Below are 15,924 nucleotides of genomic sequence, written 5' to 3' on the forward strand. Positions count from 1 at the left end.
CCTTACGCCTGCGCGCCCACTTTGGCTGCCGCCTTCTCCAGCCGCTGGACGGCTTCGGCAATTTCTTCATCTGTAATGTTCAGCGGTGGCAACAGACGCACCACATTGTCTGCGGCTGGCACGGTCACGACCTCATGGTCATAGCCCGCCGCAACCACATCGCCGCAGGCTGCTTTGGAACATTTCAGTCCCAGCATCAGCCCCGCACCACGCACCTCTTCAAAGACATCCGGATGCGCCGCAACCAGTCCCTCGAGTTTTTGGCGCAAAAGTCCGCCCTTGCGGTTCACGTCGCCCAGAAAGGCATCATCCGCCACAACACCCATCACCGCGCCACCGACAGCGCAGGCCAGAGGATTGCCGCCATAGGTGGAGCCGTGGGTGCCCGCAACCATGCCGCTTGCGGCCTCTTCCGTCGCAAGCACCGCGCCCAGCGGGAAGCCCCCACCGATGCCTTTTGCCACCATCATGATGTCAGGCGTCACGCCCGCCCATTCATGGGCAAAGAGCTTACCTGTCCGGCCAACGCCGCATTGGACCTCATCCATGATCAGCAGGATGCCCGCCTCATCACAAATGGCCCGCAGCGCCTTCAGGTCGGCGTCCGGCAGCGGGCGAATGCCGCCCTCACCTTGGACAGGCTCTACGATGATCGCAGCGGTCTGATCACCCACCAGCGCCTTGGCGGCGTCCACGTCGCCCCAGGCCACCTGATGGAACCCCGGCAGCAAAGGCCCAAAACCTTTCACCAGTTTTTCAGAACCCGCAGCGGCAATGCCCGCAGAGCTCCGGCCATGGAACGCTCCTTCAAAGGCGATGATCTCCACTCGCTCGGGCTGGCCTTTGTCGTTCCAGTACTTGCGCGCCATTTTGACGGCCAGCTCACAGCATTCGGTGCCAGAGTTGGTGAAAAACACGGTGTCAGCAAAGGTATGCGCCACCAGCTTGTCCGCCAGCGCCTGCTGCTGGGTGATGTTGTAAAGGTTGGAAACATGCCAGAGCTTACCGGCCTGCTCCGTCAGCGCATTGACCAGAACAGGGTTCGCGTGGCCCAGCACGTTCACCGCAATGCCTGCGCCCAGATCCAGAAAACGTCGGCCATCCGCCTCGATCATCCAGCTTCCTTCGCCCTTCTCAAAAGTGAGAGGCGCACGGTTGTATGTCGGCAGAATGGACGGGATCATTGCGATCTTCCTTTTTCAGATCATGAGCCTCAGTGACTGCATCACTTAAGGCATTTAGGTCAATGTTTTTGAGGGGGTTTGCGTCACTTTCTAACGCATCAGAACAAACACAGGCTTACGCGCCTGTTACGCGGTAAAGCGTCGGCGTCGCAGCAAAGAGATATGGATGCACTTGTTCATAACCTCTCCCTAATGCGGCAATCGACGAATGGGAACCCCAAACTTCCACCTTGGATAATTTTTGTGGTTTTTGTTCATTTCGGACTGATACGCGGCGAATTTTGGGCTGTGTAAATCGGCAGCTTGTCAGCCGTGCGCACTGCCCCCATAACCCTCTTATGCACCCCATCGCCGCCCCCAAGACAAATCCCGCACTTGCTGCCGCGCTGACATTGGCCGCGTCTGCCTTTGCCGCTGGCACAACGCTTCTGGCGAAAGCGCTTGGAACCGGAACGCTGGGGCCAGCGCTGCACCCGCTGCAGATCAGTCACGGGCGCTTCCTCTTTGCCTTCATTGGGTTTGCCACTGCGGCGATGATCCTGCGCCCGCAAATTGAGCGCATTCACTGGGGTCTCCATATTGGTCGTTCCACGCTTGGCTGGGGCGGCGTGACGCTGATGTTTGCGGCGGCAGCGTTCATCCCGCTCTCGGATGCCACAGCGATCAGCTTTCTGAACCCCGTGGTGGGCATGCTGCTGGCGATCCCGTTTCTTGGGGAAAAAATCGGCCCGTGGCGCTGGGGTTCTGCGGCATTGGCATTTTGTGGCGCGATGATCCTAACCCGCCCCGGCACCGGAGCGCTGGAGCTTGGGGCGGTCCTGGCGCTATGTGCCGCGGTCGCCATGGGTGGCGAGCTGATCTTCATCAAGAAGCTCACCGGCCGCGAGCGCCCGTTTCAAATACTGCTGATCAACAATGCCATTGGTCTTGCCATTTCCACAGCGGCCGCCGCTTTTGTCTGGAAAGTGCCGACTGTAGCGCAATGGGCAGCCCTCGCCGGGATTGGCCTGTTGATGGCCTCTGCCCAGACCTGTTTCATAAACGCAATGCGTCTCGCCGATGCGAGTTTTGTGGCGCCGTTCTTTTACGCCACGCTGGCCTTTGCCGCGCTCTACGATGCGCTGGTGTTTTCGGTATTGCCCGATGTGGTGAGCTGGGTTGGCGCGGGTGTCATTCTGACTGCCGCAGCCATTTTGGTTTGGCGTGAAGGCCGCAACAAGCCCGACGCTTAAGCCGCAGCATTCAGTGCGGGTTGCAATTGCACAGCCGCAATGCGCCAAACGCCCCCTTGCGGCACCATCAGATAATCTAATGCATGGGTCACACCCTGAGCGTCTTTCATCAATACCCGCTGCCAAACAGCCGCGCCTTCCAAAGTCTGCGATCCAAACTGCACCGTTTGAGGGCGGTAGACCATCGGGTAGCCCTGCTGCACCATGGCGCCAAAATTCTCAGGCGTCAGGAACATGCGCTGGATATTGTCTGCGGCAAACCCAAAGGCCGTTACAAAATCATCACCGCGAAACGCCTCTATCTGCGCGCTGATCACGGCTTCGATCTCCGCCTTGGCGCTCACTTGTGCTTGCGCAGCCCCCGAGCGGGCAAATTCCAAAACCACCACAAAGGCGAGCAAAACATGCTTCATCTTACGTCCTCCCTTTAGGAGCCTACGGCCAATGCGGGGCTACAGATCACACGGGGGACTTTGGAACCCTCTGGCGAACCGATGCATTGAGAGGTGTCGCCAAAAGAAAAGGCCCCGCCGAAGCAGAGCCTTTTGAAACGTCAAACACATTTGCGGATCACGCGCCTGAAACGAGGTCTCCGGCAAGCGCCTTGTGGATCAGCGTTACAGTCTCTTCCACGCCATAAAGCGCGATGAAGCCGCCAAAGCGCGGGCCCTGAGACGCCCCAAGAAGCACCTCATAGATCGCCTTGAACCAATCGCGCAGCGGTTCAAACTCGTGGTTTTTGCCAATCGCGAAGACGATGGACTGCAGGAACTCCTCATCGGTGAAATCCGGCTCCGGAAGCGGATCATCATTGCCCACAAGCGCGTTCTTGGCCGCAATCACCGCCAGTGCGGTCTCAGGTGAGCTCAGAGCGCCGGCCAGATCTTCCAGCGCACGGCGCTCCTGCTCTGTTGGGGCACGGTAAACCTTTGCCGGTTTCACGAAGTCGTTGAAATAGCGCACCGCATGGCCAGCCGCCGCATCCATGCCCGGATGGGTTTCTGCTGTCGCATCAGGGGCGTATTTGTTGATGAAACCCCACATGGTTTCTTTGTCTTCCGCAGAAGACGCAGAGGCCAGGTTCAGCAGCATGCTGAATGGCACCACCATATCGGATTGCGGCACGTCGCCGCCGTGGATGTGCCACACCGGGTTGTTCAGCTGTGCCTTGATGTCCTGAGTGTGATAAGCGCGCAGCTGCTGGTGATACTCATCCACCGCTTTGGGGATCACATCAAAATGCATCCGCTTTGCGGTTTTGGGCTTCTGGTACATGAAATAGGCGAGGCTCTCGGTAGAAGCATAGGTCAGCCACTGGTCAATCGACACACCGTTGCCGGAAGATTTGGAAATCTTCTGCCCGTTTTCATCCAAAAACAGCTCGTATGAGAAGTGGTTGGGCTGACGCCCACCCAGTGCGCGGCAGATCGCGTCATAGATCTTCTCGTTGGTGGCGTGCTCCTTGCCATACATCTCAAAGTCCACGCCCAGCGCCGCCCAGCGCGCACCAAAATCCGGCTTCCACTGCAGCTTCACGTTGCCGCCGGTCACAGGCACGGTCCATTCTTTACCGTCTTCATCATCAAAGGTGACGGTGTAGGTCTCGGCGCAGACCTTTTTCATCGGCACGTAAAGCACGCGGCCGGTTTCCGGGTGCAGCGGCAGGAAGATCGAATAGGTCGCGGCGCGCTCTTCGCGCAGGGATTTCAGCATGATCGCCATGATGGCATCATAATTGTCCACCGCGCGTTTCAGCACTTCATCAAACTGGCCAGTTTCGTAGAATTCCTTGGCCGAGTAGAACTCATACTCAAAGCCAAAGGTATCAAGGAAGCGGCGCAGCATGGCGTTGTTATGTGCGCCAAAGCTGTCATGCGTGCCAAAAGGATCAGGCACCGCGGTCAGCGGCATCTGCAGATATGGCTCAAGCGTTTCCGGATTTGGCACATTGGAGGGCACTTTGCGCAGCCCGTCCAAATCGTCGGAAAAACAGATCAGCTTGGTTGGGATGTCGCTGATCGCCTCAAAGGCCACTTTGATCATTGTGGTCCGGGCCACTTCGCCAAATGTGCCGATGTGCGGCAGGCCGGAGGGGCCATAGCCCGTTTCAAACAGAACATAGCCCTTCTCTGGCGCACCCTTTGCATAGCGTTTGAGAAGCTTGCGGGCTTCTTCAAAGGGCCAAGCTTTGGATTCGAGGGCTGCTGCGCGCAGGTCAGACATTGTCCATCTCCGGTTCAGGATCGGGTTTCAGCGAAAGAATGCCAAGCGCCTCATTGCACGTGACAATCCGACGCTTCCTATTGCTCCTGAGACTGGCAGTCAATATTCTGCACTGCAACACAGCAATGCAAAGGATTTGCAAGTGACCCAAGAAATTCCACACCCGCTCACCCCGCAGGACTGCTTGGTGTTGGTGATGGTGGCTGTCTCCGCGTCTGACGAGAACATCCGCACCGCTGAACTCGTGAAAATTCAGGCGGCCGTGAACCACCTGCCGGTTTTTGCGGAATATGATGTGGACCGGATGCAGGTCATCAGCCAGCTGGTGTTTGACCTGTTCGAACAAGAAGATGGTCTCGCCGCGCTGTTTGGTCTGGTGCGTGACAATCTGGATGAACGGCTGTTTGAAACCGCCTATGCGCTGGCCTGCGATGTTGGGGCTGCGGACGGCACTCTGGCTGAGCCTGAGCTGCGCCTGCTTGAAGAGATCCGCTATGAGCTGAACATCGACCGCCTGCACGCTGCAGCAATTGAGCGCGGCGCCCGCGCGCGCCATATGACCTAAGCAGATTTCGCTATTAAAATGAGCTGCGCAGGTAGTACGCCTGCGCAGCTATTGAAGGATGTCGATCAGGGCCTGCTTGCGGAACGGCTTGCTGAGAAACCCATCCATTCCCGCCTCAAAACAGGCCTCCGTATCGCTGGGCTGCGCATTTGCCGTCAACGCGACGATACGGCAAGGCGCTCTTCCGCTTTCCTTCTCAAAAAGGCGAATTTCCCGCGTCGCCTGCAGTCCGCCCATCACCGGCATCGACAGATCCATCAGGATCACATCGTAGGCCTGATTGCGGCAGCATTCCAAGGCTTCCAGCCCATCCTGCACGAAACGCATGTCGGCACCGGTGGGTTCCAACATTTTCCGCACAACCATCTGGTTGGTTTTGTTGTCTTCCGCCACAAGGACTTGCATCCCTGACAGAGGCCCCTGCCCCACAGCTGCGCAGGCATCGCTCGGAGCAATCTTGCGACTGTCCCAGATGACGCTTTCTGTCGGTTCAGACGGAATATCTTCGCTCACTGCTGCCTTGGGCATAACGGGATCTGTCGGAGTCAAGTTCAAGGCCACAAGGAACGTGGTGCCCTCATTCGGAACACTCTCAACCGAGAGTTTTCCGCCCATACGTTCCACCAGAGCCTTGCTGATCGCCAAGCCAAGCCCGGTGCCTTTGCCCCGCAATTTGCCATCTTCGTGCACTTGCTCAAAGGCTGTGAAGATCATCTCAAGCTGCGCCGGATCGATGCCGACACCCGTGTCAGCCACAGCAATCTGAAGCGGCATCTCCTCTGCGTCAGGTGAGAAAGAAACCGTCACAGACACGCGCCCGACCTCTGTAAACTTCACCGCGTTGCCAATGAGATTCAGCAGAACCTGGCGCACGCGGATCATATCGCCGACAAAACTGCTTGGAATTTTCTCCGGATAGTCAAAGATCAGTTCCAGCTTTTTCGCATCAGAATGCAGCGACAGCAGCGCACAGCACTCGCGCACCAACTCCCTTAGAGAAAACGGCTCATCCGTTAGAGAAATCTTCTGTGCCTGAATCTTTGAGAAATCCAGAACATCATTGACGATGGCCAGCAGCGCATTGGCGGAGTTGTAGATTGTACTTGCGCAGAGGCGCTGATGGTCATCCAGGTCAGTCTCCGACAACAGTTCGCACATTCCCATGATCCCGTTCATCGGGGTGCGTATTTCATGGCTCACATTTGCCAGAAAACGTTCCTTAGCGCGGTTGGCTTCTTCCGCCTCCTCACGCGCCAACCTATTCAGTTCCAGCGCCTGATCGCGCTCACGCCGCGAGGTGATGTCTTCGGTTGTCCCGACAATATGTGTCAGTTGTCCCGCGCCGTTAAAAACCGGCTTCAACGTCGTTCGAAAATCCGCGATCCGGTTTTGAAAAGGAATAGTGACAATATGTACGCTTTCAGATTGCAATTTGACGGCTTCGAGATGAAGCTGAAGCCCGCGTTTCCCGTTGGCACCGCCAAAGATTTCAAAAGCCGTCTTACCCAGCGTATCTTTGGAAGCGATTTCTGTACGTCGCTCCCATTCCTCATTCACCTTCACATAGCGTGGCATGCCATCAGCCGCGACCTCCAAAACGAAGATCGCTCCCTTCACCGCGTCCAGAAACGCAAATTGATCTGAGAGGTTGCTTGGCATTTCGGGAATATTCATTGGTCGGAGCTTCGGACCCTTCCTAAACTTGGGTAAAATCGTTACATAGCAATAATTACAAAACTATTGCGGCCAAACATCCAATATAAAACTGTCCCTGTTATACAGTGCCGTTCAGGTATCACTGGCTATAGTGTTACATAGGACAGGTTTAACCATTCCCCCAGTCTCATAGCTTGCAAATGTGTTCTTGATGCCCACCCGCAAGCGGCGCCCAAACGTAAAGCTTTAAAACCTGCCGGTTCTACGCCCCGTAGACAGTGCCCCACCGCGCAATCAGAGCCTGCTGTAATCGCTTGGCACGCCCATTCCATGTGCGCGCGCCTTTCGGTCGTTCGCGGTCCGGCCCAATCAGGCGCTGACGCGCGCCGACATCGGCCTCAAAAATTGCAAAGGCCAGAACTTTTCCGTCAGGCGCATTGATGTAGCCTGCCAGCGCGCTCACAAAATGCAGCGTTCCGGTTTTGGCGCGGACCTTCACCGGATGGGCTTTGATCGGTCGCCCCTTGGCGTCTTTCACAGGTATGTCTTTCAGGATCGGCTGAAGCACCTCATGCTGCCCCGCCTGCGCCAGCATCAGAGCCATTTCATCCGCACGCAGTCGCGACGCCTCGCCCAAACCGGAGTGATCCACCAATGCAGCCGCCTGCATACCAAGCTGCTCCTTCGCCCAGGCATTCATCGCCGCAGCAGAGTCCTTCAATGTCAAAGGTTGCGCCCCGCGCGCCTGAGAGGCCGCCAGCCCCACCATCTCAGCGGTGAGATTGGTGGAGTATTTCAGCATGCCGGTGAGGATGGTCTTCAAATCCGGGCTTTGCTGGCGGGCGACAATCGTGCCACGCGGTGCGCCCTGCGCCACCTTGGGTGCCTGCAGCACAATGCCATGCGCGCGCGCCAGAGTCCGAAACACTTCGCCCGAATAAAGCTCTGGCTGGCGCAGCGGCAGCCACCGCGCGCCGCTCTTCCCCAACGCGCCTTTAGCGACTGTCCACTGATCCGTCTGCCCCGCCGATTGATAGGTGTAAACGGGCACCGCACGGTTGACGATTTTCATCTGCGCCACGGTCACGGCAGGACGGTATTTGTTGCTGCGCGCATCCATGGTCACGCCGTAACCGTCTGCGCCACGCTTCCACTCAAAGTGGACCCGGTTATAGTTCAATGCGATGCCGGAAACCGCTGGATTGTAGCCTGCGTGGTCGGGCTGTTTCTTATCGATCCTTTTGACCGATGGCAGCGCCCCGCCCCACACCAAAAACCGGCCGGTCACCTCACGAATGCCGGAGGCCTTCAGCGTACTTGCCAAGTCCGCCAGCCCGTTTGTGTCAAGCGTCGGGTCGCCGCCGCCGCGCAACACAAGATCGCCATTCAGAACACCGTTCTCCACTGTCCCGACAGCCACCAAGCTTGTGAGAAAGCGGTGGTTTGGCCCCAGATAGTGTAACGCATAAAGCGCGGTCAGCACTTTGGTCACGCTGGCGGGCGGCAACCCCGAGGCCGCATTATGCCCTTCCAGAATGCCGCCATCTCCGGCGCGCGCCACCGCATAGCTCACCTTGCCGGTGAGGCCACTGTCGCGGATCAAACTTTCTGCAGAAGGCGCACTGTCGATCAGTCTCTGCGCATCCGGGCGCAGCACAGGCCGCAATGATCGGCTCGGCGCATTGGCCCAAAGAGGTGTCCCCAAACTGGCGGCGCTCAAGGTCAGAAACGACCGGCGTGTGAAGCTCTTTTTCATAGTCGCAACCGTACCTCTGAACCGCTTGATGGTTCAACCAGCAGAGTGCCCGTGCGACTTCACAAAATAAACAAAAATCAGCGGGCTTTTGGTGAGGCTGTTAACATGTTACCGCTGTGCCTATGTGGAAAGTCTTTGCCCTGATGTTTGTCGCCATGTCCATGATCCCCGCAGGGGACACGGCGGGCAAACTCATGATGCAGACCCATGGCGCCAGCCCGATATTTGTCGCCTGGACCCGCTTCGCACTTGGCGCGTTGATGGCCCTGCCTTTGCTGCGACCAACAACCCTGCATGCGCTAGGCCATTGGGCCATCTGGCTGCGCGCCGCATTGATGAGCTGTGGTATCTTCTGCATTCAAAACGCCCTGCAGACGGCTCCCATCGCCGACGTCTTTGCCGCGTTTTTTATCGGGCCGATCTTTTCCTACATCTTGTCTGTCATGTTGCTCAACGAGCCCGCAACGCGGAGCCGCAACCTTCTGATGGTGCTTGGGTTTCTCGGGGTCCTGCTCGTGGTGCGGCCAAGTGCCGAGATGTCTCCCGGTCTTCTCTACGCGGTGGCCGCAGGCCTCTGCTACGGTGCCTTTCTCACGGCCTCGCGCTGGCTCTCAGGCACGGTGCGCGCCACCGACCTGCTTGTCACCCAACTGGCGCTCAGCGCTCTGATCCTGACACCTTTTGGCCTGCCACATCTGCCAACCACCGCCTCGTTGGAGTTCAGCGCGCTCACACTTGGGAGCGCAGCCTTTTCGATGGGCGGAAACCTCCTCCTGTTGCTCGCCTATCGCCGCGCCGAGGCCGCACAGCTTGCGCCTTTGGTCTACCTCCAGCTTCTGAGTGCAACGGCGCTTGGATGGGCGGTGTTTGGCACATTGCCCGCCGCCCTCACCTGGTTCGGTCTGGCGCTGATCCTGAGCGCGGGCGTGCTCTCCGCAGCCCTTCCGAGCTTGCAGGCAAAAGCCAAGCGTCAGACAGCTGGTTGAGGGGTCTCTGGTGCAGCCTGCGTGGCAGGAGCACCGTTAAGATATTTCCCCCACTTCCGCTCAAAGGCGACTTCCAAATCGATCCCCTGCCATTGGGCAAAGACCATTAGAAACCCAAACAGGTCTGCGGCTTCGTCCGCCAAAGCTTCTTTGGCACATTGACCGGAGCCACTGCCACGCTGATTGCCAATGGACGCAAGATAGGCGGATTGCATCTCGCCCAGCTCTTCCGTCAGTTTTGCAAGATACCAAGCAGGGTCGCGCGTGATCTCAAAGGTCTCGGCATAGATGTCGCTGACCTGTTTGGCCCGAGCCGTCAGATCCGCGACACTCCGCCCTGTGGGTCGATCCACTTCACTCATTCACACACTCCACAGATCTGAACAACTGCGCCACCTTCACCCGCTAAATGACCTCTCTTACCCCTTGCCGGGCGAGAACAAATCTTTCTGGTCCGGGCGCTTGGGGGCCGAAAGCCCCAGATGTCGCCACGCTTTCTGCGCCAGCATCCGGCCACGCGGCGTCCGCTGGATCAAACCTTGCTGTAGCAAGAACGGCTCGATCACCTCTTCAATCGCATCGCGGCTCTCGCTCAGCGCGGCGCTGATCGTGTCGATCCCAACAGGGCCGCCGCCGTAGTTTTCTGCAATAAAAAGCAGGTATCGGCGGTCCGCCCCGTCCAGCCCGAGATTGTCCACCCCAAGCCGCGTCAGCGCCCCGTCCGCAAGCGCTTTGGTGATGACGCCGTCGCCCTCCACCAGCGCGAAATCCACCACCCGGCGCAACAGCCGCCCTGCGATCCGCGGCGTGCCACGCGACCGCCGCGCAATTTCACGCGCGCCGCCATCCTGTGCCGGTACATGAAGCTTGCGTGCATTGCGGGTCACGATCTCGTTGAGCTCATCTTCGGTGTAAAACTGCAGACGTGTCGGAATGCCGAAACGGTCGCGCAGCGGCGTGGTCAACAGCCCCAGTCGTGTGGTTGCGCCAACCAGGGTAAACGGCTGCAGCTCAATGCGCACGGTCCGCGCGGCAGGGCCTTCGCCGATCACCAGATCAAGCTCAAAGTCTTCCATCGCAGGATATAGCACTTCTTCCACCGCCGGGTTCAGACGGTGGATTTCGTCGATGAACAACACATCGCGCGCTTCCAGATTTGTCAGGATCGCCGCGAGGTCGCCCGCTTTGGCCAGCACCGGGCCGGAGGTCATCCGGAAATTCACGCCAAGCTCGCGCGCCATGATCTGGGCGAGCGTTGTTTTCCCCAGCCCCGGAGGCCCGTGAAACAACGTGTGGTCCATCGCTTCGCCACGACGCCGGGCGCTCTCAATGAACACCCGTAGGTTTGCCCGCGCCTCGGCTTGGCCGATGAAGGCGTCAAGCTCCTGTGGGCGCAGGGCGCGATCCGCATCCTCTGGTCGCGGCTCGGGGCGCAATGTCGGGTCTGGCTGATCCATAGATTATCCCTTCGGCGCCAAGAGCTTGAGGGCTGTGCGGATCAAGGTTGCCGTATCCGCCTCGGGATCTTCGCCCGCCGCCTGTGCCACTGCGGTTGCCGCATCTGAAGGGCTGTACCCCAAATTGCCAAGTGCCGACAAAGCGTCCGCCTGCACACTCATGGAGGCCGCGGCCGCCGAGCCACTCGCCCCGGAGGCGCCGCCTGGCGTGACAGGTGCATGTGCCGGATCTTCCAACACCGCGTCATCTTCCTCCGACGCGCTTTGTGCCGCCTCGCCGGTGGCTGTGGCCATCGCATTGCTGAGACTGCCACCCAGCGCCATGATTTCTGGCGCTTTGTCTTTCAGCTCAATGACAACCCGCTGAGCGGTTTTGGGACCGACTCCCTTGGCGGCCTTGATCGCCGCCACATCGCCCAGCGTCACAGCACGGCTGACACCCTCGGCCCCAAGCGTGCCCAGAATGGCGAGGCTGGCCTTTGCGCCGATGCCCTGCACACTCATCAGAAGCCGATGCCATTCTTTTTCAAACAGGCTGCCAAATCCAAAGAGCTGCAAAAGGTCTTCGCGCACCAAGAGATCGGTATAAAGCGCCACGGCCTCCCCTGCGGCCGGCATCGCCGCGAGCGTCCGGTCAGAGCAGTAGACCATGTAGCCCACCCCGCGCACGTCGATCAGAACGTGATCCGTGCTGCGGTATTCCAGCGTTCCAGAAATCTTGCCTATCATGCCTGCGCCTTTTTCAATGCGGCCGCATATCCGGCCCCTGCCCGCGCATAATGCGCATGGCACATGGCAATGGCCAGCGCATCTGCAGCGTCAGGCCCGGCAATCTGCACACCGGGCAGTTGCAGCTTCACCATATGCTCCACCTGATGCTTTTCCGCATGGCCAACGCCCACCACGGTTTTCTTCACCTTGTTGGGCGCATATTCCCCGATGATCAGCCCGGCCTGTGCAGGCACCAGTAAGGCGATCCCGCGCGCTTGCCCCAGCTTCAGCGTCCCCGCGCCATCCTTGTTCACAAAGGTCTGCTCAATCGCCGCATGATCCGGCAGGAACCGTGCCACCACATCTGTCAGCTGCTCATGCAAAGACAGCAGGCGCGCGGCCAGATCCTCGCCAACCGAATGACAGATTCCATTGCCCACATGGCTCAACCGGCTGCCATCAGCGTCGATCACGCCCCAGCCCATATTCCGCAAGCCGGGATCAATTCCCAATACGCGCATCTGCCGCCCCATTCTGCTCTTTTTGTTCTGTTGTGCTCCGGAGTAGCACGAAACGAGAACAAACGCCAAGGCCAATCCCATTCCAATAGCTGCATGCGTTTTCTGCAGCCCCGCCTTGCACCCGTTACATAACCGTTACAAAGTGGTCGTTTTTATCCTCAAAATTGTCGCAAACACTTAACCAACGCGCATTTTTCCAAGCTGATCCGACCCATGCAAAACCTGCATAGGACCTATGCCGGAATCCGTCTTGTGAGCTTTGATCGACCTCCATATTTGCCGTCCATCTTGAAGAACAGACCATACCAAATTGGCAGAAGGAACACTGATATGGCCTCTTTTGAAACGACGTCGACCCCCAGTTTTGCTGGCCGTATCCGCGACACATTCACTGTGTTCGCTGCACAGGTTGCACATTGGAACGAGAAACGTTTGACCCGGAAAGCTCTGGAACAGCTCACCGATCGCGAGCTTGAGGACATCGGCATGTCTCGTGCCGACATCCCCCGCTATCGCTGAGTTTGGCAAGTCACCACTCACATGGTCGGGCCTTCGGGTCGGAAACCGCAGCCTGCTTGGGGAGGCTGCGGTTTTTTAGTGCCAAAAACAAACGCGGCCCCGGGGGAGAGAACCCGAGGCCGCAAGGATCGTGGAGGGATCCATGAAAAAGAAGGGTGTTAGCCCAGTGAATTGATCTTGAGCGCGATCCAGCGCGACACCGGATCAGGGCGCATGGTCCAGGCTGCGGCTTTCTCCACGGCATTCCCGCCGCTCAAACGCGCCACATCCTGCGAATAGAAGTCAGGACCAAGCTGGGACATCATCAAGCCTTTGATGACAAAAAAAGAGACCACAACCATGCTAAGACCGTGCCACGGGATCGTGCGTCTGCGCCCTGCACCGCGCACGATGACGTAGCCATTGCGGTCAATAGCAACTGCCTCACGCGCCTTAGGCCCGGCTTCCGCTTGATTGCGGTAAATCCGTGCGAGACGCTCATGAAACTCAGCGTTGGATTCACTCATAGCAAATACTCAGGTTTGGCCCCCACCAAACTCGAATAAAATTGACCAAAAATTGCCCTAAAATCAAGGCGAGCCCTGACAAATAAGGCAAATTCGAGACAAAACTTGTTTTTATGCTTAACAGATCGCGCCCATTTGGAAACAGTCCCAGATCGACCATCTCGACTATCCACACAAGTCAAACAATCCCGCAAAAACAAACAAAAAAGGCGCTCCGTCGCTGAACGCCTTATTCATGATTCGACAAGGGCCGATTGCGAGATGTATCTCAACCCGCCTTATCTGCTTGGAAATGTCAGCCTGCGCTATTGCGGGTCATGGTCAATGTGGTCCACTCGCCAATTTCCTCGCGCGTATGCACGGCAAAGCCAGCCGCCTCGTAGGCCGCAACCACCTCATCCGCCTGCTCATTCAGGATACCGGACAGGATCGCGTGGCCCTGTGGCGCGATATTGGCGCCCATGTCAGGCGCCAGATCCACAAGCGGGGCTTTCAGAATATTGGCGAACACCAGATCATATGGCGCTTTTGCAGCCAGATCCGGATGGCCAAAGCCTGCCGCCTCCAGACAGATCAGCTTGTCTTCCAGACCATTGGCAACCGCATTGGCCTTCGCCACATCCACGGCGACTTCGTCAATGTCGCTGGCGAGCACCTTGTTGGGCCAGATGCGCGCCGCGCCCATGGCCAGCACGGCAGTGCCGCACCCGATGTCTGCGACGTTCTCGCCGACAAAACCTTCATTGGCGAGGCGATCCAGCGCTTTCAGACACCCAAGCGTGGTGCCGTGGTGTCCGGTGCCAAAGGCCATTGCCGCCTCGATCAACAGTGGCTCCGCGCCTTCCGGCACTTGGTCCGCATCATGGCTGCCGTAGACAAAGAAGCGACCGGCCTCCACAGGAGCCAGCTCACGCTTCACATGGGCCACCCAATCGGTTTCAGGCAGCTCGGACACCACAAAGGGCTTTGCCTCAAAAGCAGCAGCGAGAACCGCAAGGCCCGCCTCATCAGGCGCCTCGGTGAAATAGCCGCCCACTTCCCAAAGACCAGAGCCGTCTTCGATTTCAAAGACGCCCACACCGGTGGGTTCCGGCACCAGACGCTCCATGGCTTCGCCAAGCGCCTCAGCTTGGGATTTCCCGACGAGCGTGGTCAGCGCGGTGAATGTGGCCATAACAGATCTCCAGAAACTTTGTGCCGGGCCTAGGGTCTTGGCCCAGCTTCGTCAAGCCTGACGGGGGCAAACTACTCTGCAGCGGCTGCCAAAGGGCGTGTCAGGCGGGTTTCATTGCCCTTCTCAGGGTGGCGCGGGATCAGGCAGGCCAGACCAAGCGACACCGCCGCCATAGACGCCGCCAGCACAAACACCGCGCCGGGGGATGCCAACCAAAGCAAACCCAGCAGCACCGGCAGGAACACCGCCGCAATATGATTGATGGTGAAGGCCACGGCGGCAGTCGGCGCCATATCTTCAGGGTCGGCAATCTTCTGAAAATAGGTCTTCAGCGCCAGTGCAAGGGAGAACAGCAAATGGTCCACCACATAGAGAGTGGCCGCCAGCACAAGCCCCCAGCCGAAGAAGTAGATGCCACCATAGGCGAGGAACACGATCACCAGACCTGCGTATTCAAAGATCAGGGTGCGCCGCTCTCCGAACCGGGCCACAGCCGCGCCGATCATCGGGGCAAAGATCATATTGGCCACAAGGTTGATGAGGTAAAGAGCGGTGATTTCATGCACATCGAAACCAAAGCGCTCGACCATCATGAAACCTGCAAAGACCACAAAAATCTGACGGCGTGCACCGGCCATGAACTGCATCGCGTAGTAGAGCCAGTAGCGCTTTTTGAGCACCATCTTGCGCGCCTGTGGCGTGCGGCCTTCAAACTGCGGGAAAGCAAAAATACAGTAGAGCGCGATCAGCGCGGTCATGCCGCCCCCGGCGAGGTAAACAACCTCATAGCTCAGATCAAACCGCTTCCAGCTGAGCACAATCAGCCCATAGGCCAGCAGCGTTGCGCCAGAGCCCGCAGCCACCAGCCAGCCCAACACCTTGGGCGCGCGCTTCTTGTCGAGCCACTGAAGCTGCAAAGACTGGTTCACGGTTTCATAATAGTGAAACCCGATAGAACTCAGCAGCGTGATCATCAGAATGCCGCCCATGCTCGGGAAATAGGCGGTCAACGCTGTCGCTACGCCCAAGAGCAGGAGGGAGATCATGCCCAACACCTGCTCGCGAATGAAGAGCAGCAGGAAGATCACGCCAATCGCCAGAAAGCCCGGAATTTCCCGCACAGTGTGCAAGAGGCCAATGTCGGAGCCGTCAAAGTCTGCAACCTCAACCACAAAGTTATTGAGCAGCGCGCTCCAAGTGTTGAACGCGATGGGCATGGCCAGCGCCATCAGGAACAAAAGCGCGATCGGGCGACGCCACCACGGCAAAGCCTGCGCGTCATCAATGGCAATTTTTTCGAACATGCCTAGCGCATACGGGGAAATACCCCAAAAGGCGAGAGCGAATGGATGCACAGGTTGGGCTGCGTATTTGCACGCAAAACAAATGCGAGGCTCTGCCTCGCGCTCCGGGATATTGGAAGCAAGAGGAAAC

16 protein-coding genes are annotated in these 15,924 nt (G+C 58.2%); 4 read left to right on the plus strand and 12 right to left on the minus strand.

The features are described from left to right. Positions 1-2: 2 nt before the first annotated feature. The gene (locus tag J7400_RS08055; protein ID WP_209061734.1) at positions 3-1,184 is read right to left on the minus strand and encodes an aspartate aminotransferase family protein; all 1,182 of its coding nucleotides are present in this window, start codon (positions 1,182-1,184) and stop codon (positions 3-5) included. Positions 1,185-1,522: 338 nt separating this feature from the next. Between J7400_RS08055 and J7400_RS08060 the strand changes: the two genes are divergently transcribed. Then, complete coding sequence (locus J7400_RS08060; protein ID WP_209061736.1) at positions 1,523-2,416, plus strand: DMT family transporter; 894 nt, start codon at positions 1,523-1,525, stop codon at positions 2,414-2,416. Here J7400_RS08060 and J7400_RS08065 read toward each other — a convergent pair. Further along, positions 2,413-2,829, minus strand: coding sequence for a DUF4864 domain-containing protein (locus tag J7400_RS08065; RefSeq protein WP_209061738.1), 417 nt, complete (start codon positions 2,827-2,829; stop codon positions 2,413-2,415). The genes J7400_RS08060 and J7400_RS08065 overlap by 4 nt on opposite strands. Positions 2,830-2,986: 157 nt before the next feature. Then, complete coding sequence (locus J7400_RS08070; protein ID WP_209061740.1) at positions 2,987-4,639, minus strand: lysine--tRNA ligase; 1,653 nt, start codon at positions 4,637-4,639, stop codon at positions 2,987-2,989. Positions 4,640-4,781: 142 nt separating this feature from the next. Here J7400_RS08070 and J7400_RS08075 point away from each other — a divergent pair, with 142 nt between their 5' ends. Next, positions 4,782-5,204 carry a tellurite resistance TerB family protein gene (locus J7400_RS08075; protein WP_209061742.1) on the plus strand — a complete coding sequence of 141 codons (423 nt, stop codon included), beginning with the start codon at positions 4,782-4,784 and terminating at the stop codon, positions 5,202-5,204. A gap of 48 nt (positions 5,205-5,252) precedes the next feature. On the opposite strand, the gene J7400_RS08080 is transcribed toward J7400_RS08075, so the two are convergent. Both J7400_RS08080 and dacB read right to left on the minus strand, forming a co-directional pair. Beyond that, the gene (locus tag J7400_RS08080; protein WP_247738669.1) at positions 5,253-6,878 is read right to left on the minus strand and encodes a PAS domain-containing hybrid sensor histidine kinase/response regulator; all 1,626 of its coding nucleotides are present in this window, start codon (positions 6,876-6,878) and stop codon (positions 5,253-5,255) included. Positions 6,879-7,122: 244 nt separating this feature from the next. Beyond that, the gene (dacB, locus tag J7400_RS08085) at positions 7,123-8,616 is read right to left on the minus strand and encodes a D-alanyl-D-alanine carboxypeptidase/D-alanyl-D-alanine-endopeptidase (RefSeq protein ID WP_209061745.1); all 1,494 of its coding nucleotides are present in this window, start codon (positions 8,614-8,616) and stop codon (positions 7,123-7,125) included. Positions 8,617-8,738: 122 nt separating this feature from the next. Between dacB and J7400_RS08090 the strand changes: the two genes are divergently transcribed. Further along, positions 8,739-9,602, plus strand: a complete 864-nt coding sequence (locus J7400_RS08090; protein ID WP_247738710.1) for a DMT family transporter — start codon at positions 8,739-8,741, stop codon at positions 9,600-9,602. Here J7400_RS08090 and J7400_RS08095 read toward each other — a convergent pair. From J7400_RS08095 to ruvC, 4 genes are read right to left on the minus strand one after another with little or no spacing between them, the layout of a single operon-like run. Beyond that, on the minus strand, positions 9,587-9,964 hold the full coding sequence (locus tag J7400_RS08095; protein ID WP_209061747.1) for a hypothetical protein: 378 nt from the start codon (positions 9,962-9,964) through the stop codon (positions 9,587-9,589). The two genes, J7400_RS08090 and J7400_RS08095, sit on opposite strands and share 16 nt — an antisense overlap. A 57-nt stretch (positions 9,965-10,021) precedes the next feature. After that, positions 10,022-11,059 (minus strand): Holliday junction branch migration DNA helicase RuvB, encoded by a 1,038-nt coding sequence (gene ruvB, locus J7400_RS08100; RefSeq protein WP_209061749.1) that lies wholly within the window; start codon positions 11,057-11,059, stop codon positions 10,022-10,024. Between the two features lie 3 nt (positions 11,060-11,062). Continuing rightward, entirely contained in the window at positions 11,063-11,788 is a 726-nt protein-coding gene (ruvA, locus tag J7400_RS08105) for a Holliday junction branch migration protein RuvA (RefSeq protein ID WP_209061751.1), read from the minus strand. Beyond that, positions 11,785-12,291 (minus strand): crossover junction endodeoxyribonuclease RuvC, encoded by a 507-nt coding sequence (gene ruvC / locus J7400_RS08110; protein ID WP_209061753.1) that lies wholly within the window; start codon positions 12,289-12,291, stop codon positions 11,785-11,787. Before ruvC ends, ruvA begins: the two co-directional genes overlap by 4 nt. A gap of 330 nt (positions 12,292-12,621) precedes the next feature. On the opposite strand from ruvC, the gene J7400_RS08115 reads away from it, so the two are divergent. Next, the gene (locus J7400_RS08115; protein WP_209061755.1) at positions 12,622-12,810 is read left to right on the plus strand and encodes a DUF1127 domain-containing protein; all 189 of its coding nucleotides are present in this window, start codon (positions 12,622-12,624) and stop codon (positions 12,808-12,810) included. Positions 12,811-12,968: 158 nt separating this feature from the next. Here the strand turns inward: J7400_RS08115 and J7400_RS08120 are convergent, their stop codons facing one another. From J7400_RS08120 to J7400_RS08130, 3 genes are all read right to left on the minus strand, one after another. After that, positions 12,969-13,316 carry a hypothetical protein gene (locus J7400_RS08120; protein ID WP_209061757.1) on the minus strand — a complete coding sequence of 116 codons (348 nt, stop codon included), beginning with the start codon at positions 13,314-13,316 and terminating at the stop codon, positions 12,969-12,971. Between the two features lie 295 nt (positions 13,317-13,611). Beyond that, positions 13,612-14,490, minus strand: coding sequence for a 50S ribosomal protein L11 methyltransferase (locus tag J7400_RS08125; protein ID WP_209061759.1), 879 nt, complete (start codon positions 14,488-14,490; stop codon positions 13,612-13,614). 71 nt (positions 14,491-14,561) lie between these two features. Then, positions 14,562-15,794, minus strand: a complete 1,233-nt coding sequence (locus J7400_RS08130) for an MFS transporter (protein WP_209061761.1) — start codon at positions 15,792-15,794, stop codon at positions 14,562-14,564. Positions 15,795-15,924: the final 130 nt, after the last annotated feature.

The organism is Shimia sp. R9_2, from assembly GCF_017743735.1.
GTDB lineage: Bacteria > Pseudomonadota > Alphaproteobacteria > Rhodobacterales > Rhodobacteraceae > Shimia.